Annotated in this window: 14 protein-coding genes and 5 pseudogenes; 7 read left to right on the top strand and 12 right to left on the bottom strand. The window is 35.3% G+C overall.

Annotated features, from left to right (window positions below):
* Positions 1 to 266: 266 nt before the first annotated feature.
* On the bottom strand, positions 267 to 1,238 hold the full coding sequence (locus BOQ64_RS00380) for an iron ABC transporter permease (RefSeq protein WP_185147050.1): 972 nt from the start codon (positions 1,236 to 1,238) through the stop codon (positions 267 to 269).
* Positions 1,239 to 1,258: 20 nt separating this feature from the next.
* Entirely contained in the window at positions 1,259 to 1,681 is a 423-nt protein-coding gene (locus tag BOQ64_RS00375) for a TlpA family protein disulfide reductase (protein ID WP_228448180.1), read from the bottom strand.
* A gap of 172 nt (positions 1,682 to 1,853) precedes the next feature.
* Here BOQ64_RS00375 and BOQ64_RS00370 point away from each other — a divergent pair, with 172 nt between their 5' ends.
* Positions 1,854 to 2,978: a ferredoxin--NADP reductase gene (locus BOQ64_RS00370; protein ID WP_129059600.1), complete on the top strand. Its 1,125-nt coding sequence runs from the start codon at positions 1,854 to 1,856 to the stop codon at positions 2,976 to 2,978.
* Between the two features lie 56 nt (positions 2,979 to 3,034).
* The gene (locus BOQ64_RS00365) at positions 3,035 to 3,592 is read left to right on the top strand and encodes a vancomycin high temperature exclusion protein (RefSeq protein ID WP_410494453.1); all 558 of its coding nucleotides are present in this window, start codon (positions 3,035 to 3,037) and stop codon (positions 3,590 to 3,592) included.
* On the opposite strand, the pseudogene BOQ64_RS00360 reads toward BOQ64_RS00365, so the two are convergent.
* A pseudogene (locus tag BOQ64_RS00360) lies at positions 3,589 to 6,197 on the bottom strand (BamA/TamA family outer membrane protein). The gene BOQ64_RS00365 and the pseudogene BOQ64_RS00360 overlap by 4 nt on opposite strands.
* Here BOQ64_RS00360 and BOQ64_RS00355 point away from each other — a divergent pair.
* A pseudogene (locus BOQ64_RS00355) lies at positions 6,183 to 6,907 on the top strand (TrmH family RNA methyltransferase). The pseudogenes BOQ64_RS00360 and BOQ64_RS00355 overlap by 15 nt on opposite strands.
* A gap of 52 nt (positions 6,908 to 6,959) precedes the next feature.
* Here the strand turns inward: BOQ64_RS00355 and BOQ64_RS00350 are convergent.
* From BOQ64_RS00350 to porQ, 5 genes and pseudogenes are all read right to left on the bottom strand, one after another.
* Entirely contained in the window at positions 6,960 to 7,451 is a 492-nt protein-coding gene (locus BOQ64_RS00350) for a phosphoribosyl-ATP pyrophosphatase (protein ID WP_228448012.1), read from the bottom strand.
* Between the two features lie 108 nt (positions 7,452 to 7,559).
* Positions 7,560 to 7,763, bottom strand: a complete 204-nt coding sequence (locus tag BOQ64_RS23515; protein ID WP_228448010.1) for a hypothetical protein — start codon at positions 7,761 to 7,763, stop codon at positions 7,560 to 7,562.
* A gap of 79 nt (positions 7,764 to 7,842) precedes the next feature.
* Entirely contained in the window at positions 7,843 to 8,193 is a 351-nt protein-coding gene (locus tag BOQ64_RS00340) for a YtxH domain-containing protein (RefSeq protein ID WP_089734174.1), read from the bottom strand.
* A gap of 95 nt (positions 8,194 to 8,288) precedes the next feature.
* Positions 8,289 to 8,962, bottom strand: a pseudogene (gene cmk, locus BOQ64_RS00335) ((d)CMP kinase).
* Positions 8,963 to 9,035: 73 nt separating this feature from the next.
* A complete protein-coding gene (porQ, locus tag BOQ64_RS00330) occupies positions 9,036 to 10,028 on the bottom strand; it encodes a type IX secretion system protein PorQ (RefSeq protein WP_129057015.1) in 993 nt (330 codons plus the stop codon).
* A gap of 167 nt (positions 10,029 to 10,195) precedes the next feature.
* Here porQ and pyrH point away from each other — a divergent pair, with 167 nt between their 5' ends.
* The 3 genes and pseudogenes from pyrH (at position 10,196) to BOQ64_RS00315 (ending at position 12,831) form a co-directional block, all read left to right on the top strand.
* Complete coding sequence (pyrH, locus tag BOQ64_RS00325; protein ID WP_129057017.1) at positions 10,196 to 10,903, top strand: UMP kinase; 708 nt, start codon at positions 10,196 to 10,198, stop codon at positions 10,901 to 10,903.
* Positions 10,904 to 11,037: 134 nt separating this feature from the next.
* On the top strand, positions 11,038 to 11,592 hold the full coding sequence (gene frr, locus BOQ64_RS00320; RefSeq protein WP_129057019.1) for a ribosome recycling factor: 555 nt from the start codon (positions 11,038 to 11,040) through the stop codon (positions 11,590 to 11,592).
* A 178-nt stretch (positions 11,593 to 11,770) separates the two neighbouring features.
* Positions 11,771 to 12,831 (top strand): annotated as a pseudogene (locus tag BOQ64_RS00315) (3-oxoacyl-ACP synthase III family protein).
* A gap of 69 nt (positions 12,832 to 12,900) precedes the next feature.
* Here BOQ64_RS00315 and BOQ64_RS00310 read toward each other — a convergent pair.
* The 4 genes and pseudogenes from BOQ64_RS00310 to BOQ64_RS00295 form a co-directional block, all read right to left on the bottom strand.
* The gene (locus BOQ64_RS00310; RefSeq protein WP_129057021.1) at positions 12,901 to 13,698 is read right to left on the bottom strand and encodes a hypothetical protein; all 798 of its coding nucleotides are present in this window, start codon (positions 13,696 to 13,698) and stop codon (positions 12,901 to 12,903) included.
* 272 nt (positions 13,699 to 13,970) lie between these two features.
* On the bottom strand, positions 13,971 to 15,428 hold the full coding sequence (locus tag BOQ64_RS00305; protein WP_129057023.1) for an LptF/LptG family permease: 1,458 nt from the start codon (positions 15,426 to 15,428) through the stop codon (positions 13,971 to 13,973).
* A gap of 108 nt (positions 15,429 to 15,536) precedes the next feature.
* Positions 15,537 to 16,183: pseudogene (locus BOQ64_RS00300) on the bottom strand (LolA family protein).
* Positions 16,184 to 16,248: 65 nt separating this feature from the next.
* Entirely contained in the window at positions 16,249 to 18,861 is a 2,613-nt protein-coding gene (locus tag BOQ64_RS00295) for an FtsK/SpoIIIE family DNA translocase (RefSeq protein ID WP_129057024.1), read from the bottom strand.
* A gap of 609 nt (positions 18,862 to 19,470) precedes the next feature.
* Here BOQ64_RS00295 and BOQ64_RS00290 point away from each other — a divergent pair.
* Positions 19,471 to 21,156, top strand: a complete 1,686-nt coding sequence (locus tag BOQ64_RS00290; RefSeq protein ID WP_129057025.1) for a hypothetical protein — start codon at positions 19,471 to 19,473, stop codon at positions 21,154 to 21,156.
* Positions 21,157 to 21,164: the final 8 nt, after the last annotated feature.

The raw sequence follows: 21,164 nt of genomic DNA, 5'->3' as shown, positions 1-21,164 counted from the left end.
AGTTTTAAGTATAGTACTTCCCTTTATTATTTATTTTCTGTTTTTATCTTTTTATAAATATTGAGGATTGTTGGACAAACGCAAAGGCGCAAAGGATTATCATAATATTGCGTAAATTTTTAAGGCGCAAGAAAATCAAAGATTTTCAGCAAGCAAAGTGTCTTATTTTTATGCGTCATTAAATTTTATCGGAGATAAAATCTTTGCGCCTTACAGCATGAAGCAGGTAAAAGAAATTGCGTCTTTGCGTTTTCCAACAACAAAAACTACACTTTATTCTGTTTTAAAAGCATCAGTAAGATTACTGGAATTCCGAATACAGAACTTATGACATTCAATGGAATTTGAGTTTTTTCTGCAATCACAGAGAAGAATAACATGATCAGCATTCCCAGGAACATATTTAAAATCCATTGCTGCCATAGTTTTGACGGATTGTAAATCAATCTGCAAAAATGGGGAACAATAATTCCGATAAACAGAATGGGGCCTAAAAAGGCAGTAATAGAGGCAGAAAGTAGGGAAGAAGCTGCTATTATCAGAAGCTTTAAATATTTTAGATTAACTCCCAAACTTTGAGCATATGAAGTTCCTAAGGAGTTTCCTATTAATGGTTTTATAGATTTGAAACAGAAAAACAGTCCTATTAATACTAAAGCCGATAATACATAAATTTGATTTCTGGTGACCATATTGTTGGCTCCGAAAGACCATAAAATATAGTTTTTCAGGCTTTGATTTTCAGCATAAAACTGTAATAGGGAAACAATAGCTCCTGCAAAAGCAGATATCAGAAATCCGAAAATAATCAGGTAAGACTTATCCTGAAATTTATTGGACATGGATAGGAGAACCAGCATCAGCAATAAACTTCCTCCAATAGCTGATAAACTCAGAAAACTGTTTTGCAGAAATTCCGGGATTAGGATATTATGAGAGAAGAGAATGTAAAATGCTACTGATAAACTGGCTACAGAAGTAATTCCCAGAATGTCCGGTCCGGCCAATGGATTTTGAAAATATTCCTGCATCAGAAAACCTGATGTCGGAATTGAGATTCCTGCTAATAGCATAACAAAAACCCTGTTGATACGGATTTCTGCTATTTGACTCTGTGCAGTATCCCTAAAGAAATCCTGAAGGCTTAAACTTAAAAATCCTGTGTTCAGATTAACGATTGCGCCTCCAATGATTGCAATAATTAACAATAAACACAGGATTTTAAATCTTTTTGACATGATTCAGAAAGATGTATATTTTATTTTAGAAAAGCATCGATTTTAGAGTTTAATGCTTCCTCAGTCATCATTCCTAAAAATTCATCTGTTTTATCTCCTTTTCTCATGAACGTAAAAGGAATGGAACCGCCATCCCATTGTTTAAAGTTTTTGGAAAAGAAACTTGGATCCAGTTTTTGTCCATCCAATAAAATAACATTGCTCCCAAGGTTGTGTTCTGCCACAAAATCTTTCACAGCAGTATCCCAATCTGCTCTGTCATCAAGGTTTACGAAAGTGAACTTTACAGGTTTATCCTTTAATTCCTGCATTTTGTTTTTAAAACTTGGAATTTCTCTGATGCAAGGGCCACACCATGTTGCAAAAAAATTGGTAACATATAAAGTGTCATTATTTTTAGCTAAATGCTGACCTACATTTTCAGGAGATAGTTCTTTGGGAATATATGCAGCTGTCTGAACAGGTGTGTTTTGAGTTATAGCTGCTGAATCTGTAGCAACAGTACCTTCTTCAGTTTTTGAAGCTTCTTTTTACAGCTGTAAAGAGCAGTCAGGATCAAGGTGGATAAAATTATCTTCTTCATAAATTATTTTTTATCTATTTTTGAATTGAAGTATGGAACAACAAATCTATAAAGGGAAACTGATACAGTTTCATCCGTTAAAAATAGCGAAAAAGGTAGAGCTGACCAAAAATACTTTTTCTCTGGAGTTCGATATTCCGGAGAATTTGAAAGAAAACTTTAAGTTTGATGCCGGACAGTTCGTGAGTGTAAAATTTCTATCACATGGAGAAGAAGTTATTAATGATTATTCGATGACTTCCGCTCCTTATGAGGGAAAAATATGTCTGGGAATAAAGGTTAATTCTCCTGATGGAGCTACTTCTCAGCTATTTCAAAACTACAGTGAGGGTGATGAATTAATGGTAAGTGAGCCAGCCGGAAGATTTACCATAGTATCTAAACCGAGTGAATTCAGAACTATTGTTGCTTTTGCTGCCGGTATTGGAATTACACCTATATTAAGCCATTTTAAAAACATTCTTCACAATGAACCCAGAACCAGACTGTTTCTGTTTTTCGGAAATAAAAGTTCGGAAGATCTTATTTTTAGAGATCAGCTGGATCATCTTGCGAGAACCTGTGGGGACAGGCTTCAGATTTTTTATTTCTTTTCGCAGGAAAAAACGGCCGATCAGTTTTTCTATGGCCGGCTGGATGAAAAAAAATTAAATTTAATTATCAACCAGATCCTGCATTTGGATGATACCGATGAAGAATCTACGATCTGGGATGCTGTGGATGAAGTGCTGATCTGTGGAAAAGGAGAGATGATTAAGACTCTTGCCAATGCCTGCTATCACCATGGAATTCCAAAGAGAAATATTCACTTTGAACTTTTTGAAGAATATAATGATGATATTTATCCTGTAGAAAAAGAATTTCCACTGATTGAAAATATTGAAGTGGAATTTACCATGCTTGGAAAAAAATATACTACCCAACTTCCTGATAATAAGGATAGAATACTACAGCAATTACTGCTTCAGAAGTTTCCGGTTCCTTATTCATGTAAATCCGGAATCTGCGGAAGTTGCGAATGTTCTTTAGAAGAAGGAGAGGTGGAACTACTGGAAAATGAATACCTTACCGAAAAAGAGGAATTACAGGGGCATATATTAGCTTGCATGTCAATAGTGAAAAGTAAAAAAATAAAGCTTAACTTTGATCTTAGTTGAGAATTATTAGGAACATATTTAACCTCGGATTTGTATCATTAGAATTGGGAATTTTAATGATATGTTTCTGCAATGTGTGGGTTTTTGGACTTACAAACGGGCGTACCTATACCAAAATTTCAAAAATTCCGCCAAGAGAAATTGCTCTTGTCCTCGGAACTTCTCCTAAGATGAGATCGGGACTTTCCAATCCTTATTTTACCAAGAGAATGGATGCCGCTGCTCTTCTTTACCATCATGGAAAAATCAAGAAAATTATTGTAAGCGGAGAAAAGAGTAAGGGGTACAATGAACCTGCTGCCATGAAAAATTATCTGGTTAATCAGGAAGGAGTTCCCGGAGATATTATTGTTGAAGATCCAAAAGGATTTAATACTTATAAAAGTATTCTTCGTTGTAAAGACGTCTATAAAAAGAAAAACGTCATTATCGTTTCTCAGGGATATCATAACCTTCGTGCTTTATTTTTTGCAAGAAATAACGATATGAATGCACTGGGGTTTGATGCGCAGGATGTAACTAAGCCTGAAAGTTTCTACAGAAACCAGACGAGGGAAATCCTCGCCCGTGTTATTGCTGTAGTGTATTTTATTTTGGGAGTATCTCCGGATTAGAAAGGATATCCGAAGGCAAAGTTAATCGTTGGCTTGAAAGGCTGTAATGTTTTAAATCTCCATCGGTCACCTTCCGGCTTATTCGGATCAAAGATCTTGTAAGCGAAGTCTAATCTTAAGGTGATATAAGCCACATTTATTCTTAAACCGAATCCACTACCAATTCCCATCTGTCCTAAGAATTTATTGAATCTGAACTGATCCTGATGAGCATCATTATGATTACGAAGGCTCCATGTATTTCCAATATCTGTAAATAAAGCTCCTTCATACATATTGTTAAATGGAATTCTGTACTCAATATTGGTGGTCAGTTTTACATCATTCGTCATGTAGGCACGTATTCTTTCATCCACCTGAGAAGCTGCAGGACCTAATCCACCGAATGCGACCCAAGCTCTGATATCATTGGAACCTCCATTGAAATAAGATTTGATGATTGGCATATCTTTGGAGTTTCCGTACGGAATACCCACTCCAATAAACTGACGGAGCACTAAAGTCTGGTTACCATTAAACTTGAAATACTTTCTTGTATCAATGTCAAACTTTACAAACTGAGCATAAGGAATACCAAAGATTGTTTTTTGAGGGGCTGTAACAACTCCACCATCATTACTTTTCTTATTGAATAAACTTAGGATATTACCGGCAAGTTCCACTTTACCATTAAAATAAAAGGCATTAGGGTAATCTTTTTTCCAATTTCATTATAAACAAAATTGTAGATCATAGAAGAAATAAAGACATCCTCAGTCTGTCTTTCTTTATTAATAAGACTTCCTCTGAATGTTGTTAATCGATCCAAACCTTCCTCATTAAGTGAAGCACGATAGGCAGGATCATTAATAATTAGTTCGGATGCACTGTCCAGGGTAAGTATTCCGGATTTTATTTTATCATCAAGACTAAGTTCTCCTGGATAATGAGCAGAATAATCAGCAAATATTTTTTTTCTTACTTCTTCATCATTAACGAAATAATCATAATAAGCATTTTTATTTTTTGTTAAACTGATCTGTGTATTAAATAAGGTAAGCTTATGATATACTAAATCATTTACCGTTGCTTGGTAATTTAATCCTGTATTAAAGTTAACCCTTCCCAGTCCGATATTATTCTGTATAGAAGCTCCCAATAAAATAGACGATGTAGGTGTATACCTTTTAGGGATGAATTTATAATAGTTGAACGGTAATAATAATCTCGGGAAGTTCAGGGATGCCTGAGCCGAGATTTCATATGCCAATACTCTTTTATCCGTATTTTCTGTACTTGCAATAGATCCAAATGTACCGGAAAGACTTGTAGAAAGGTTTTCTGCCCCTCTGAACAGGTTTCTGGTAGTAAGGTCTATAGAAGGGGAGACCCCAAGATTCAGAATCTGAGAATAGTTAAGGTCTGTTCCTACTTTAAGCTCATATTTAGGAAGCGGTTTCAGAATGTATAAAACATCTACAATACTGTCATTAGGAGCTGTAAATCCCCCTTGTCTTAGTGAATCCCTTGCTTTTACAATGCTGAAATTGTTCATCGTAAGAAGGTTTCTCTTAGTAACATCCAGTTTCTGTTGGTCGTAAGTCTGTTTGCTGTCTACAATAATGGTTCTCCATAGTGATGATGTTTTATATTTATCATTCATTTTATGGAACCTAATTCTTCTTAAGCTATCTTTAACTGTATTCTTAGGATAGTCACTGGCTTCATCTACAATGGCAACATCAATATTTCCAAAAGTAGCTTTCTTATAAGGTCTGTCCAGAGAATCTTTATGAATTTCCAGTGTAAGAGGAACCTGTTTTTTGCTTTTCAAAGAATCAGCAACAAAGTAAACTTCCTCATTGTTATTGTTGAATTTATAATACCCAGACTCTCTCATGAGGTCTGTAATTCTTGTTACTTCTTTTTCGAGAACAGTTTGATCCAGTATCTTGCCGGATCTTACCAATGTTTTATTCAGATGGGTATTATAAACCTGTTTAATGCCCTGATCCGGAATATTAAAAAAGTAATCTTTAATATAGGTAGGATCATTATGTTTGATAAAATAGTTTACGGCTGCTTTTTTAGAAGCAGAGTCAAAATCATGTCTGTATTTTACTTCTGCATCCCAAAAACCTCTGTAGGTTAACCTTTTTTTGATCGATTCAGCACCTTTTTCACTTCTGGTTTGATCCAGAATAACAGGTGGCGAACCCCAGGTATGTAATAAACGGTCGAAGAAAAGATTTTTTCCGACACTGTTTTTCATATTGTACTTAATAAATAAAGAGTCTCTCAGCTTCTGATCTCTCATTTCACGGGGATACGTCATGTATTCATTAAGGATTGTGTCGTATTTAGGGTTGGCCATGTTATAAAACATAAGACCTAAGGGCATAAAAAGAATTTGCTTCTTATTAGGCTTCTGCTGAACATAATCTTTCAGCTCTTCATCAAAAAATTCTTTCTTATCCTCGAATTCAAAATTGTTCTTAGTAAGCAGATAATCACCATCTGGAACTTTTTTTGTGGTACTACAAGCATAAAGGAGACCAACAAATGTTGCAAATGAGATAATTTTATAATATTTTTGAGGAGAATTCTTATAATGCTTACAGCTCATACAATAAAAGTTTTACAATCTTTAGATAAAAAGAAGTTCAGACAAAAATACAATTTGTTTTTGGTTGAAGGTAATAAAATCATTTGTGAACTTTTCAATTCTAACTTTAAAGTTAAAGAAATATTATCAACCGATCCGCAAAAATTGGACCGTACTGATATCCCTATTACTCATATCTCTGAAAATGAGTTAAAAAAATCAGCTTTCTTAAAACCCCGAAAGATTCTGTTGCCGTGTGCTATCTGGCAGAAGAAGAACCGTGGGCCGATAAGAAAATACAGTTGGTTCTGGATGGAATTCAGGATCCGGGGAATTTAGGAACAATTATCCGGTTAGCAGACTGGTTTGGGATAGAACAGATTATTTGCAGTGAAGATACTGTGGATGTCTATAATCCAAAGGTAATTCAGGCAACAATGGGATCGTTTACCAGGGTAAATGTTGTGTATACAGACCTTGTTGAATATCTTTCCAAAACAGAAAATGTAAATATCGGAACAGATATGGCCGGAGAAAACCTCTATACCTTTGACAAACCTGAAAAAATCAATCTGATTCTTGGAAATGAAGGAAACGGAATGAGACCGGAGACAGAAAAATTACTGCAGAAATGTATTACTATTCCAAGGTTTGGAAAATCCCAGTCTACAGAAAGCCTGAATGTATCAATGGCAGCGGGGATTATTTTAGGACAGTTATTTTCTAAATAAAAAATTATGGCTTAGAGAATAATTTATATTTTCTAAGCCATAACTTCTTAAATCAGCTGTTCCATACTGGAAACGCTTTTATTTTTTGGTATACTTCCAATTTTTTTCTTACATATTTAAGGGCAATAGGAGCGAGGTAAATCAATGCAGCTCCTACCAGTTTATTCTTCCAGTTAGAACTTTTCATATTCTTTTTGGCATAATTACCAACGATAGCGGTTACACCAAGTTTAATAATACTGTCTGCAATATTTCCTTTGAAAGCCGTGCTGGCAAGTCCTACAGCTGTATTTTTACTGATCAGAAGATCTTTAACCTCTGAAGTAAGCTGTTTGGCAATGACATCCTTTCTAAGAACCACTTTTTCATCACCGTCTTCATCTACTTTTTCCTGGAGGTACTGGTCGCTTAATCCGTTGGTAAACGCACTAAGGCTTTCTTTTGTGTTCTTAAAAGTAAGAAGGTTTTCAAGATCATTAATTTCACCCTGGAGCAGTTTTTTCTTTCTTCTTAGCTCTTCTATGCTTTCGTATTTTCTACTCATGGCTTGAATGATTTAAAAATTTAATAACCTGATCGGCAACATTATTCACAATCTTGTTTTTGAATGCAATGACAAAAGCCATTACCAGCGCATAAAATGCCGCTACAATTAAGAACCCGTACGAGTAATTATCCAATGCTTTACCAATAAGAAAAGCAATTCCAAAGTTGAAAAGGATAATAAAAAAGCAAAAGCAACAAGCAGTACTACAAAGTAGGTAATGAGCCCGGCAGAAAGGGAAGACTTTTCTGTAGCTTCTATTTTCAGAAGGTCTATTCTCTTAGAGGCGTATTCTTTAATAGTTTCTATCATTGTTTTTTTTAAAGTTACAAAAAAAGGAACTTTCGCACAAAAGTTCCTTTCTGTAATTTACTTAAAAAAGATAAATTACTTATGATTTAAGATCATTAAGTTCTGCTTCTACATCTTTTACTACATCTGCTGTTTTAGAAACAATCTGATCTTTGTATTTATCATATCCGTCTTTCATAGTATGTGCTACGTTATTAGCTGTTTCTTTGAAAGTAGAAGAAATATTTCCATACTGGTCTTTTACTTTTTCAGAAACCTCACCGTATTTGTCTTTAGCTTGATCTTTAAGATCATTTGCTTTATTTCTGATTTTTTTTCTTGTTTCTTTTCCTTCTTCCGGTGCATATAACATTCCTAAGATTACACCTGCTGCAGCACCTGCAAGAAGTCCCGCTAATATACCTGCTGTATTTTTTCCGTTTTTAGACATTTTAAGTTTTTTAATAGTTAATAATAGATTAGTTTTTACACTAGTAAAACTTACAATTTGTATACCAAAGGAGGCTGTATGCCTATTAAAAATTGTTAAATCTTTTCGATGTAAGAAAGAATCAGTTCTATGGTTTCTTCTTTAGTAAGGTCTGAATTATCAATTACTGTAGCGTCGTCTGCCTGCTTCAATGGGGCTATTTCGCGCTCACTGTCGATTTTGTCTCTTTCAATAAGGTTTTGCTTTACCTGCTCTTTATCGGCTTCAATTCCAAGACCCTTTAATTCAAGAAATCTTCTGTTGGTTCTTTCATCAATACTGGCAGTAAGAAAGAATTTATAGTCCGCATTTGGCAGAACTACTGTCCCTATGTCACGTCCATCCATAATAACACCGCCTTTTTCTGCTATAGAACGCTGAGACTGCAATAATAATCTCTCACTTCTTTTTGCTTGGCTACCAGACTTACATTGTCTGAAACTTCATTGGTACGGATTTCCTTAGAGATATCTGTATTGTTAAGATAAAGGACAAGTGTTCCGTCGTTGTTTTTAAATTCAAGATGGATCTGATCTAAAGATGAAAATAAAGTGTTCAGATCAATTTTTCCTTCTTTATCCAGGCAGTTTTGCAAAGCAAACCAGGTAACTCCTCTGTAAAGCGCTCCTGTATCCATATGAATAAGTCCTAGCTTATCAGCAATGATTTTGGAGATAGAACTTTTTCCGGTAGACGAGTACCCATCGATAGCTATTACAGGTTTTTTCATACTGCAAATTTCAAGATTTTTTTTAGAAAATCAAGAAATAATAAGAAATTTTAAGATGGATTTAAGATTTTTCTTATTCTCCTCTGTGGCTGGAAAGATCCATGGAAACTCCTATCTGATTGACGTTCGATGAGTTGTGGTATCTTATGTGAGCATAATCTATACGGAATCTTGACACTTTAATTCCGAATCCGCCGGAAAGTCCTGAAAAGTTTCTCTGATCTGCCACAGCAAGTTCATTTCCTCTTTTTACATTATATCCCAATCTGATATTAAAGTTTTTTTCAGGAAATAATTCTGCTCCTAAAGAGAAGTGGTCTGCAATTTTCCTGCCCGCATTCACTTTCTGACCATCTTTATTGTATTCAGATGAAATATTAAATTGCTGAAGGTCGTGTGCCGTAATGGTAATAGCAAGAGGGAAGTTCTTTAATATCTTTGTGTATCCCAGATCTACTCTGAATGGAAGGTTTTCACGGGTTCCGTTGAATGATTTCAGCTGAAAACCGAAGTTCCTCAATACAAGGGAAAGAACTTCTTTGTTCTTTTTATTATGATATGTAATTCCGGCAGTTCCTGAAATTGCAGAAGAAGTATAGTTGTCTATTTTTGAGGTAATGAAATTTAATCCTCCACCAATCGTCCAGTCTTCTTCAAACTGGTAAGCATATCCGGCACCGATAGCTACATCTGAAGCCTTATATTCTCCATCCTGAAAACCACTTTCGTCGGTTCTAGGGATACTTCCATAGCTCATATACCTTGCATTGATGGTAGCCATATGGCCATTTTCAAAGTCTTTGGCATAAGCAATGGTTCCGTATTTGGAGTCGGCAAGGTAGGCTGTAGCATTTACAGAAAGCTGCTTGTCTGAATCTTTATTTAACAGGGCCGGGTTTGCAATAGCAAAGGAAACATCATAATCTCTTATCGAAATTGCATCTCCACCCAAGGCTGCCTGTCTTGCAGATACAGGTACATTTAAGAACGGATACACATTTGTTCCTGTTTGCGCATAAGAAACAATTCCTGATAGAAATAATGAAAAAATGATAATTTTCTTCAACTCAATTTATAATTAATGCAAAAATAATCCTTTTTCGTACTTTTCAAAATATTTCTTACATTATTTCTAATTAAATATTTTTCTTTTACCAATATTTTTAATGATTATATTTGCAAAATCAAATTTGGGGAAACCCACTCTAGTAAAAAGCTTATTAAAAATAAAAGATGAAATATAAAAGAATCCTTCTGAAACTTAGCGGTGAGGCCTTAATGGGGAACAGACAATACGGTATTGACAACGAAAGACTGCAGGAATATGCTGCTGAGATCAAAAAAGTAGTTGAAAAAGGCTGTGAAGTAGCGATCGTCATTGGAGGAGGAAATATTTTCCGTGGTGTTGCCGGGGCAGCAAAGGGAATGGACAGAGTGCAGGGAGACTACATGGGAATGTTAGCAACTGTAATTAACGGAATGGCGTTACAGGGTGCATTGGAGGATGCAGGGATCAAGACAAGACTTCAGTCTGCTATCGAAATGGATAAAGTGGCTGAACCTTTCATCAAAAGAAGAGCAGTAAGACACCTTGAGAAAGGGAGAGTAGTGATCTTTGGTGCAGGAACAGGAAATCCTTATTTTACAACAGATACAGCTGCAACATTGAGAGCAATTGAAATTGGAGCAGACGTTATTCTTAAAGGAACAAGAGTAGACGGTATTTATGACAGCGATCCTGAAAAGAATGCTGATGCAGTAAAATATAATTCACTATCTTTCGACGAAGTATTTGAAAAAAACCTTAAGGTAATGGATATGACTGCCTTTACTTTAAGCCACGAGAATAAATTACCTATCATTGTATTCGATATGAATAAAGATGGAAATTTAATTAAAATCGTGGAAGGAGAAAATGTAGGTACTCTGGTTGATTTGTAATCAGATGATAAGTAACAGATAGTAGTTATGAGCGGTTTAGGATTACTCATTGCCTATTATTAATTACTCATCATTTATTGTTTATCAATCATCATTTATCACTAATGTGCAATTTATCAAACTATACTATAATAATGGAAGAATTAGATCTAATATTAGAATCTGTAAAACAGGACATGGACGCAGCGGTAAAACACCTTGACCATGCATTTCAAAGAATCAGAGCAGGACGTGCTTCTACATCAATGGTTCAGGATGTAATGGTTGAATATTATGGAGCAATGACTCCTATTAACCAGGTTGCCAATGTTTCTGTTCCGGATGCAATGACTATCTCTATTCAACCTTGGGACAGAACAGCAATTAATGCTATTGAAAAAGCAATTATTAATTCTAATTTAGGATTTGCACCTTCTAACAACGGGGAAAATATCATCCTTAATGTACCCCCTTTAACGGAGGAAAGAAGAAAAGAACTTGCAAAACAGGCTAAGAGCGAAACTGAACAGACAAAAATCGTTGTAAGAAACGCAAGACAGGACGGTTTGAAAGAACTTAAAAGACTGGAAGGAGTTTCTGAAGATGTTGTGAAAGGTGTGGAAGAAGAAATCCAGACGTACACAGATAAGTATGTGAAGCTTTGTGACGAGCATCTTAAGACAAAAGAAGCTGAAATTATGAAAGTATAATTTTCAGTTTTTGAAAATACAGAAAGAGGATTCCGGATTTGGAATCCTCTTTTTTTGGAATGAAATTATTTATAAATTCATCAGAATTATCAGTTTGTTATAATATATTGATAAGTATTATCGTTATATTTATCGGATTATTCCTGGAAATACTGTAGAACAGGATAACAACATAAAGATGATGACCAGAATTATTGGAGTGGGAAACTATATCCCGTCTGAAACAATTACCAATTTATTTTTTGACAAGCATATTTTCCTTAATGAGGCAGGAGTTTTATTAAAAGACAATAATGCTTCTATCACAGAAAAATTAAAGAAGATTACAGGCATTGAAGAAAGAAGATATGCAAAAAGTACACAAGTTACCTCAGATTTGGGGCTTAAAGCAGCACAGGCTGCTATAGAAAATGCAGGAATAGATCCTGAAACCTTAGACTATATAATATTTGCCCATAATTTTGGAGATGTCCGGTTTGGAACGGTTCAGTCTGATATGGTTCCGAGTCTTGCCGCCCGAGTGAAGCATTTATTAGGAATAAAAAATAATTTCTGCGTTGCTTACGATGTTTTATTCGGATGCCCAGGTTGGATTGAAGGCGTAATACAGGCGAATGCATTTATCAAAGCAGGGATTGCCAAGCGTTGTCTGGTGATTGGAGCAGAAACACTTTCCCGTGTTGTGGATATTCATGACAGAGACAGTATGATCTATGCTGATGGTGCTGGTGCAGCTGTTCTGGAGAATAGTCCGAATGATGAATCTGGGATTAAATCTCATCTATCCGCTTCCTATACCTTTACGGAAAAAGACTATTTGTATTTTGGAAAGTCTTATAATAATGAACGCTGTCCGAATACTAAATACATTAAAATGGATGGAAGGAAAATCTATGAATTTGCCCTTCTTCATGTTCCTGAAGCCATGAAAAAATGTCTGGATGACAGTGGATATTCAATTCATGAATTAAATAAAATTATTATTCATCAGGCTAATGAAAAAATGGATGAAGCCATTGTGAACAGGTTTTATCAACTGTATAATACTCCGGCTCCGGAACACATAATGCCTATGGTAATTCATAAACTGGGCAATAGTAGTGTAGCTACCATTCCGTCATTACTTGCTATGATTTTAAAAGGGGAATTAGAAGATCATGAGATTAAAAAAATGATATTGTTTTGTTTGCTTCAGTAGGAGCAGGAATGAATATTAATGCTTTTGTTTATCAATTTTAATGATTAAGCAGTAATTTAATAAAAAAAAGAGACTCTAAATCCAGAGTCTCTTTTATCATATTCAGTAATTTATTTACAGTTTTCGTTGTAATCTGTAATAACTTCTTCCACAATTTCCGGAACGTTTGACATCACATCATCAATCTGACTTTTAATCAATCTGCCAAGGCCTGATCTTTTCTTTTCGTTGTTCTTCAGGGATGCATAAGAGCCACTGGTCATTTTGCCTTTGGCATAACTGCAGTCTGCAATAATTATTTTAGCTTTGGCAAAAGTAAGTTCTTCAATTTTACCACCCTTTTTGCTGTAGATATAAGACGGGTGTTCTCTCATTCTTTTAGTTTCTGCTTCTGCAGCAGCTATCTGGCTGGTTCCGGCTGAGAAAGTAGTAGGATAGCCATATAATTTATATACCTTAATCTTTCCGTCTGTTACAATTTCTGCGAACTGTGTACTTTTTGTAAGGTTATTAAAGGCTTTGATATTGCCACTTAAGCCTCCTGTTGCTGTACTGAATCCTTCTTTGGTATTGGTGTATTTGATGTTTTCAAAATGTCTCTCATTGTTGTTATCATCAAAAGCAACATATTCTTTGATGTCATCCGTATCCAGTGTTTTGAATTTCTGTTTCTTTTTAGCTTTATCAATATCGGATACAGCGATAAATTTGACTTTCTTCTGATTATCCCAAGGAGATAGGGCGTCTCCATTCAGTCTTACGATTCCTTCGATTTTTTTGCCACTTTTGTCGATGATATAGCCATATCTTTCATCTCCCTTTAATGCATAATCCGTGTTGTTGTCTTCCTGTGCATAAGCATTAATAGAACCCAGTGCAAACAGGCCTATAGCCAGTACTTTTTTCATGTAGTTACAGTTTTATTTTTTGCAAATATAATCTTTTTTGAAAAGGAAAAGGCAGGAAGTTGGAAGCTGAAAGAGAGAAGTTATTTTAGTTGAAACAACAAGGGAAGTATGTGGAAAAATAATACATGATTGTAATATTGTATTTTATCCTTGCTATTGAACTTTAATTTACTTTTTTTGATGAAATAGCTGATAGTAACGTCCAACTTTCTATTTTCAGCTTTCAAAAAACAAAAAAGCCCGTAAAACCCGGGCCTTTTTGTTTTTTGAAATTATTGATATCTCTTATGTTCTTTGCTTTTTGAGAACCTTTTTGTAATAGGTTTGAACAATACTTTGTATTTTTCGGCATCAAACAATTGTGAATCTGTAAGCGCTTTATAAGTCATCCATACTCCAAAAGGGAAAAGAATGAGATTAGGAAGCCATGCAGCAAGATAAGGATTCATTTTACCACTCCAGGACATGTTTTCCACCCCAACATTGATGACATAGAAAACAATGAAGATAACAATGGCAATAATAACCGGAAGTCCCATTCCTCCTTTTCTGATGATAGACCCCAAACTTGATCCAATCAGGAAGAAAATAAGACAGGTTACCGAATAGGAAATATATCTCTGCTGATAAATAACAATCTTACTGAAGTATTTTACATTGGTACTGAACTCATTCTTTTTAGCTTCCAGTGTTGATTTTAGATTGTCAAGCCTTGTATAAGAGTTGTAGATCATCTCAAGTTTTTTATCACTCTTCACTGTATCCATCTTTATCTGTGCTTTTGGAGCTACTTTAGGTTTGTTAGCCTGATCCATATAAGCAACTACACTATTAGCCTGGTTTAAAACATCTGTCCCTATACTTTTAAAGAACAGCGCATTTTCTTTTTTACTGACAGCAATAGTTGAGTTGAGTTGATTATAAGTCTGAAAACGGTAGTCATCTGTAATCTGTTCCTTTTCGATAGCCTTGTTGATAAGCTCACTGATGTCAAAGTGATTCACTAATGTATCAAATTTAATAGCCTGGTCGGGCTGTTTCTGTCTTACAGCTTCTCCTTTTCCGGCAAAGTTATCTTCAAATACATATCCATTATATAAGACTAACTTCAGGAAGTTTTTGTTGGCTGCAGGTACAAATTTTCCTTTTTCGGCTACTACAGACTGCTGGTTATCGTAAGTGCTGGCTTTTTTATGAACAAAAACTCCTTCAATATTTTCTCCATTCTCACCATAGATTTTGTCAAATTTTACCAGATACCCAGGGATCTGATCAATAAACTGCCCAGGGGTAAAGTTGATAGCAGGTTTCGTTTGAGCAATATTAAAAAGCATATTCTTTGCTTTTCTCTGAAAATCAGGAATAATATTGTTGGAAAAGAAGAACAGCATGATGGCTAGAATGGTAGTAATTCCCAATAAAGGAGCCATTACCCGGGTAAGTGGAATCCCTGCAGCTTTCATGGCTGCCAACTCATAACGTTCTCCAAACTCTCCAAATGACATGATACTTGCCAGAAGGATGGTGAGGGGAAGAACCATACTGATAACGTTCACCCCAAGGTAAAAAAGAAGTTTCAGGATCTGCCAGTAGCTTAATCCTTTTCCCATAAACTGTCCTAACTGAACCCAGATAATGTTTACAATAAAAATGAAAAACAATACGCTGAATATAAAGAAAAACGGTCCAAAGAAGGTTTTTATGATATATTTGTCTAGTATTTTTAACATGTGCCAAAATTAATCAAAAAGCCGCAAATTTGCGGCTTTTATATTTTGTTATTTTTTTTCTGAAGTGAAATTGACCAAAGGTGAATTTACCTTTTTGATTTTCAACTTTTAAAGTTCTGTAATGATATAGTTTTTGAACTTATTTTTGTCAAAAACAAACATATTAGGATCCAGATCCTGGTTTTCTTTGTATTCTTTAATGGCAATTACTGCAACATCTTTGTTGTTTCCGTGCTGTTCAAGTTTCACCATTTGTTTTTTGCAGAATCTACAAAAAGGTAAACAAATTGAATTCCGTTTGCTTTTACTGGAGTAAGCTTAATGAAATCTGTATTGACACCGTTTACTGTTTTCTTACCATTATAAGTTACATTATATTCGTTTCTGTAGTTTGTAAGATAGTTGATAGGGGAGAACATAGCACTGTTTCCATTAGGTTTTGCAATGGTTACTTCCATATCATCAGCGTTGATGTTGTAGATTTTATTTCCATCAAAGATCTGTTCTGTATCCATGATCTTCAATTTGTATTTATCTCCTGCAGTATAATAGATACCAGGTTCTGTTTTATTTACCTGACCGTTAAGCCCGCTTCCGAAAGAAAATTTGAAGTAAGAATTCTTTTTAGAATTGTAATTGGCTGTAATGTCATCCAATATCTTTTTAGCTTTTGCGTCTATTTTCTGAGCATTAGCCATTCCTACTGCACCTACCACAAAACTTCCCAATATAACTTTTGAAATAATATTCTTCATTTTTCTTATTTAATAATCTTTAGATAATTTTAAACTTTCAAGGTTAAAGATTCTTGTATTTTCCTTTAACTACGCAGATCTTCCAAAAACTGTTCCAAAGAATGAAGGTCACTGATAAGAACCTCTCTTGCCTTAGCTCCATTAAATCCACCTACAATGCCACTTGCTTCAAGCTGATCCATAATTCTTCCTGCTCTGTTATATCCCAGTTTCAATTGTCTCTGAAGCATTGAAGTAGATCCCTGTTGTGTAGAAACGATAATCCTTGCTGCTTCTTCAAATAATGCATCCTTTTCATTAGGATCAAAAGCACCTACTGCGGAGCTGTTTGCATCTTCTGAAACATATTCCGGCAGGATGAATGCTGATGAATATCCTTTCTGTTCTCCAATGAATTCAGCAAGTCTTTCTACTTCAGGAGTATCTACAAAAGCACACTGAAGTCTTAAAATTTCATTACCGTTGAAGTAAAGCATATCTCCTTTACCAATCAGCTGATCTGCTCCCGGAGAGTCAAGAATAGTTCTTGAATCCACACTTGAAATTACTCTGAAGGCAGCTCTTGCTGGGAAGTTGGCTTTAATCATACCTGTAATTACGTTTACAGATGGTCTTTGTGTAGCAACAATCAGGTGAATACCAACGGCTCTTGCAAGCTGTGCTAATCTGGCAATCGGTAATTCAACCTCTTTTCCCGCAGTCATAATCAAGTCTGCAAACTCGTCTACAACCAATACAATATAAGGAAGGAAACGGTGGCCGTTTTCAGGGTTTAATTTTCTTTCAGCAAACTTCTTGTTGTACTCTTTAAGGTTTTTACAGAAAGCGTTTTTCAGAAGGTCATATCTTGTGTCCATTTCAATACACAGAGAGTTCAGGGTATTGATTACTTTGTTGGTATCTGTGATAATAGCTTCTTCAGCATCCGGTAATTTCGCTAAATAGTGTCTTTCAATTTTTGAATATAAAGAAAGTTCCACTTTTTTAGGGTCAACCATTACGAACTTCAATTCACTTGGATGTTTCTTGTAGAGTAGGGAAGTAAGAATTGCATTAATCCCTACAGATTTACCCTGTCCTGTTGCTCCTGCCATCAGTAAGTGAGGCATTTTGGAAAGATCAGCCATGAAGATCTCATTAGAAATGGTTTTTCCGAAAACAACCGGAAGATCCATATCTGTATTCTGGAATTTATGAGAGGCAATTACAGAACGCATAGAAACCATCGTAGGATTTTTTCTTGGTACTTCAATACCAATGGTTCCTTTTCCTGGCATTGGAGCGATGATTCTGATTCCTAATGCAGAAAGGTTCAATGCGATATCATCCTGTAGCTTCTTAATAGCAGCCACACGAATTCCCGCTTCCGGTACAATTTCATATAAAGTAACTGTTGGACCGATGGTTGCTTTAATCTCAGCAATACCTACGTTAAAGTTTTTAAGAAGCCCAACGATTTTATTTTTATTTTCCTCTAATTCTTCTTTGTTGATGGAAATTTCCTCGTTACCATAGTCTTTTAACAATTCAACAGGTGGCATCTGGAAATTAGCAAGATCCAATTTATGATCATATAAACCATGTTTGTCTACAAGTTCCTGAGACTTTTTGTCGGAATCATCCAAAATATCAATTACCGGAGCTACTTCTACATTAAACTTAATGTTTTCCTGTGCTGGCGCAGATGTTACGGGAACAACAGGAGCCGGAGCTGAAACAGGAATAGAAATAGCCGGGTTCATATCAAAAGCATCTTCCGGGCTTGAAACCGGAATTGTTGGTTTTGTAGAAAGATTTAAACTTACAGGCTGAGCAACCTCTTGTGGTTCATTGTCAAATGAGGTATGGTTTGGAGTTGTAATAGTCTCAATATTGCCTGTTGACTGAACTTCAGAAAAGCCTTTTGAAATATTTACAGGTTCCGTTTCTCTAACCTTATTGATAGAGCCATTGGATGTAGAACTGGTGATGTCACTTACTGTAACATTGGTTGCCATTTTTTCTTCAGTTTCTGTCTCATCAATTTCTTCTTTTAATTCCTCATCAGCTTCAAAATCTTCATCAGAGTCAGGCATCATGGATTTTACTTTTCCAATCGTATTTTCATTGATTTTGCTCAATTTTGCCTTGATGGAACTTGGGCGAAGATTAAATTCAAGAATAAAATACAAAAGAATACTTGCTGCCAATACAGTCCATAACCCTACAGACCCGATGATGGCATTTAGGTAATCCATAATCTGATATCCGTAAACACCACCAAGTACACCTTGTCCTTTAGTAAGTGCCCCCATGAAAATAGGCAGCCAGCAAATAAAGAACAGAGAATGCCCAATTGTTTTCCAGGGTTTAAAGGTTTTCTTTTTTAGGATCAGGGTTCCTACAACCAGAAATAAAAATGCTATAATAAATGAGGCTATACCTATACTTTCAAATATGAAAATGTTTCCAAACCAGTCTCCGGCTTTACCGAAAATGTTTGAAGATTTTATACTCTTGTCCAGCATAGTTCCTGCCTGGCTTTGGTCCGCTTTCCAGTTCATTAAATAAGAAATGAATGATAAGGCGAGAACAGCGGAGAACAGTATAAAAGTAAGCCCGAAAAATATACGTGGCTTAGATAAGATTCTGCCTTTTTCAGGCGATTCAGTCGGTTTTTTTTGTGTCTTTTTGTCCATAAGTATCAATGAGGCAAATTTAACGTTTTTTCAATACTAAAAGGAATCTTTTTTCTTCAAAAAACATTTTATAATACCACTTTTTACTGCGATTGTTTCAAGTTAATTTAAAAATATTTTGTGCTGCAAAATATTGGCTGAAATAAAAATAAGGTTATTTTTTTTGTTTATCCAAATACTGAGCTGTTAAATTATATTAATTGATTTTTATTTCTTTGATATGAAGACTTTAAAAGGAAATCTAATTTTAATTTAAAAAATATTTTGAATGAAAAAAACAATAATAATAGGTCTAAGTGTGATTATTATACATTGTTACCTTAAGTGTTGTTTTTTTATTTGTCAATTTTAAAGTAGTAAATGGATATTATTCACATTTCAAATGATTTACTTCTGCTAAATTGGTGAAAATTTTTCATATATTTGTGATCTATAGAGAATTGATAAGTTGTTTTTACGGTCTTAAAGGATATTCTGCCTGACGAAAAAAGAACTTTATAAATCTTCATTTTTTAATCAATTTCCATATTCCATTTTTCTTAAAGAACTGGTGATCTTTTATTTGATTTACCAGTATAAAACAGATACGAACATTTTAAAGATACATTAATGAGAAAGCAGTTATTCTTTGTGTTCTTGTTGGGTAATTGTATGGTATGGGCTCAGTCTCCGGGCGGGGTTTCCACTAATTTACAGATATGGATGAAAGCCGATGCAGGTACAGCTACCACAACAGATCATACACAGGTTCCCATTTGGGGAAATCAAAAAACAGGCGGAGTAAACGGAATTGCCAATCAGGGAATGCCTGGATACTATGCAGATCCCGGAGTGGGAGCCATACCTGTTTACCGTTCTGCAACTTCAATTCCGAGTTTTAATTTTAATCCCGCTATAGAAATTGTGAGTACCAATGGTTATAGGTCAGGATATAAATTTCCGTCAGGGTTTCCTGATGATGTTACAAAATCACTTACTTCATACACTCATCTTACCAGAACCGCATCAGCTACCTACAGAACTGTTTTTGTGATGAATGGTACTACACGGAGTTCTAATCCTACAGCTATTGCAGGGATTTGGCAGTCCCCGTTTTTCGGAACAAGAACTAACCGTCCTGAATTTTATAATGAAAAAGAATCCGGAGATGTATTTTTTGGAACGAATACGATCAATACAGTAGGAACTAATGTGCCCAGTATTCAGTCTTATTATAATGATATAGTAGGAGGTAATGTGAAATATTTTTTTGATAATAATGGTCTTACCTATGGTGGCCCTTCAAATGATATTTCTTCCATATACAACTATCCGGGAATGGTCCTTTTGATGGATAACGATGCCGGGTCTGGCTCCACTTCATTGGAAGGAGACAGAATAGGAGAGTTTATCTTATATTCCGAAACGCAGACTCCCGTAGAAAGACAGAGGGTGAACTCTTATCTTGGCATCAAGTATGGAATTACTTTGGAACAGCCCCAAAATTACTTAAGCTCCGATGAGACGATAACATGGAATTCCGGTTTGAATACTTCTTTTAATCATAATATTTTTGGAATAGCCAGAGACGATATGTCGGTTTTAGACCAAAGGGTAAGTAATAGTATTAATGAAGACAATAATATTATGCTCACACTGGCTACTACAAATAATTTTATTTTACCCAGTGCTGATGCTGGCAGAACACCTTTTGTTCAGGATAAAACCTTTTTGGTAGCAGGTGATAATAATGTTCAGGCTCTTCCTTTGGTTAATTATGGTACCTCAGGGAAGATTATTCAGAGAAATTGGTTGGCTCAGAGAACGAACGATTCAGGTTCAGTATGGCTTCAGGCAGATCTTTCAAGATATACAGATATATTGGCAACTGATAAAATTTTTATGATGATTGCGGATGATGCAGGATTTAGTCAGAATGTGAAAATAATATCTGCCACAAACTTTATAAATGGTAAAGCTGTATTCAATTATTCATTTCCAGCTAATCAGTACTTCACCTTCGGGACTAATCTTCAGGCATACTGTACTAAAGATCCTGCTACGGGAACTCCGGACAGTATAACAAAATTAGGAATTACGGGGCATGCAGGATTACAGGCAAACTGGCCGGCAATTATCCCGAACGGATTTATTGCTCTTGAATCTACAAATAAAGGCTTTGTGATCACCAGAACTACAGCTGCCAATATTGCTCTTCCGGTTGAAGGAATGCTGATTTTTGATACCGCTGATAATTGTATCAAACTCTACAACGGAACTTCTTGGAATTGTATTGTAAGATCTTGCAATGAATAAAAAATCAC

Origin of the sequence: Chryseobacterium sp. CH25 (assembly GCF_004119455.1) — a bacterium.
Classification (GTDB): domain Bacteria; phylum Bacteroidota; class Bacteroidia; order Flavobacteriales; family Weeksellaceae; genus Chryseobacterium.
This window is presented reverse-complemented; position numbering and strand designations above follow the sequence as displayed.

What these genes read in the sequence shown, in the direction of transcription:
- BOQ64_RS00380 (WP_185147050.1), bottom strand. Translation starts at nt 1,238, where the DNA reads ATGTCAAAAAGATTTAAAATCCTGTGTTTATTGTTAATTATTGCAATC.
- BOQ64_RS00370 (WP_129059600.1), top strand. Translation starts at nt 1,854, where the DNA reads ATGGAACAACAAATCTATAAAGGGAAACTGATACAGTTTCATCCGTTA.
- BOQ64_RS00365 (WP_410494453.1), top strand. Translation starts at nt 3,035, where the DNA reads ATGATATGTTTCTGCAATGTGTGGGTTTTTGGACTTACAAACGGGCGT.
- BOQ64_RS00350 (WP_228448012.1), bottom strand. Translation starts at nt 7,451, where the DNA reads ATGAGTAGAAAATACGAAAGCATAGAAGAGCTAAGAAGAAAGAAAAAA.
- BOQ64_RS23515 (WP_228448010.1), bottom strand. Translation starts at nt 7,763, where the DNA reads ATGATAGAAACTATTAAAGAATACGCCTCTAAGAGAATAGACCTTCTG.
- BOQ64_RS00340 (WP_089734174.1), bottom strand. Translation starts at nt 8,193, where the DNA reads ATGTCTAAAAACGGAAAAAATACAGCAGGTATATTAGCGGGACTTCTT.
- pyrH (WP_129057017.1), top strand. Translation starts at nt 10,196, where the DNA reads ATGAAATATAAAAGAATCCTTCTGAAACTTAGCGGTGAGGCCTTAATG.
- frr (WP_129057019.1), top strand. Translation starts at nt 11,038, where the DNA reads ATGGAAGAATTAGATCTAATATTAGAATCTGTAAAACAGGACATGGAC.
- BOQ64_RS00310 (WP_129057021.1), bottom strand. Translation starts at nt 13,698, where the DNA reads ATGAAAAAAGTACTGGCTATAGGCCTGTTTGCACTGGGTTCTATTAAT.
- BOQ64_RS00305 (WP_129057023.1), bottom strand. Translation starts at nt 15,428, where the DNA reads ATGTTAAAAATACTAGACAAATATATCATAAAAACCTTCTTTGGACCG.
- BOQ64_RS00295 (WP_129057024.1), bottom strand. Translation starts at nt 18,861, where the DNA reads ATGGACAAAAAGACACAAAAAAAACCGACTGAATCGCCTGAAAAAGGC.
- BOQ64_RS00290 (WP_129057025.1), top strand. Translation starts at nt 19,471, where the DNA reads ATGAGAAAGCAGTTATTCTTTGTGTTCTTGTTGGGTAATTGTATGGTA.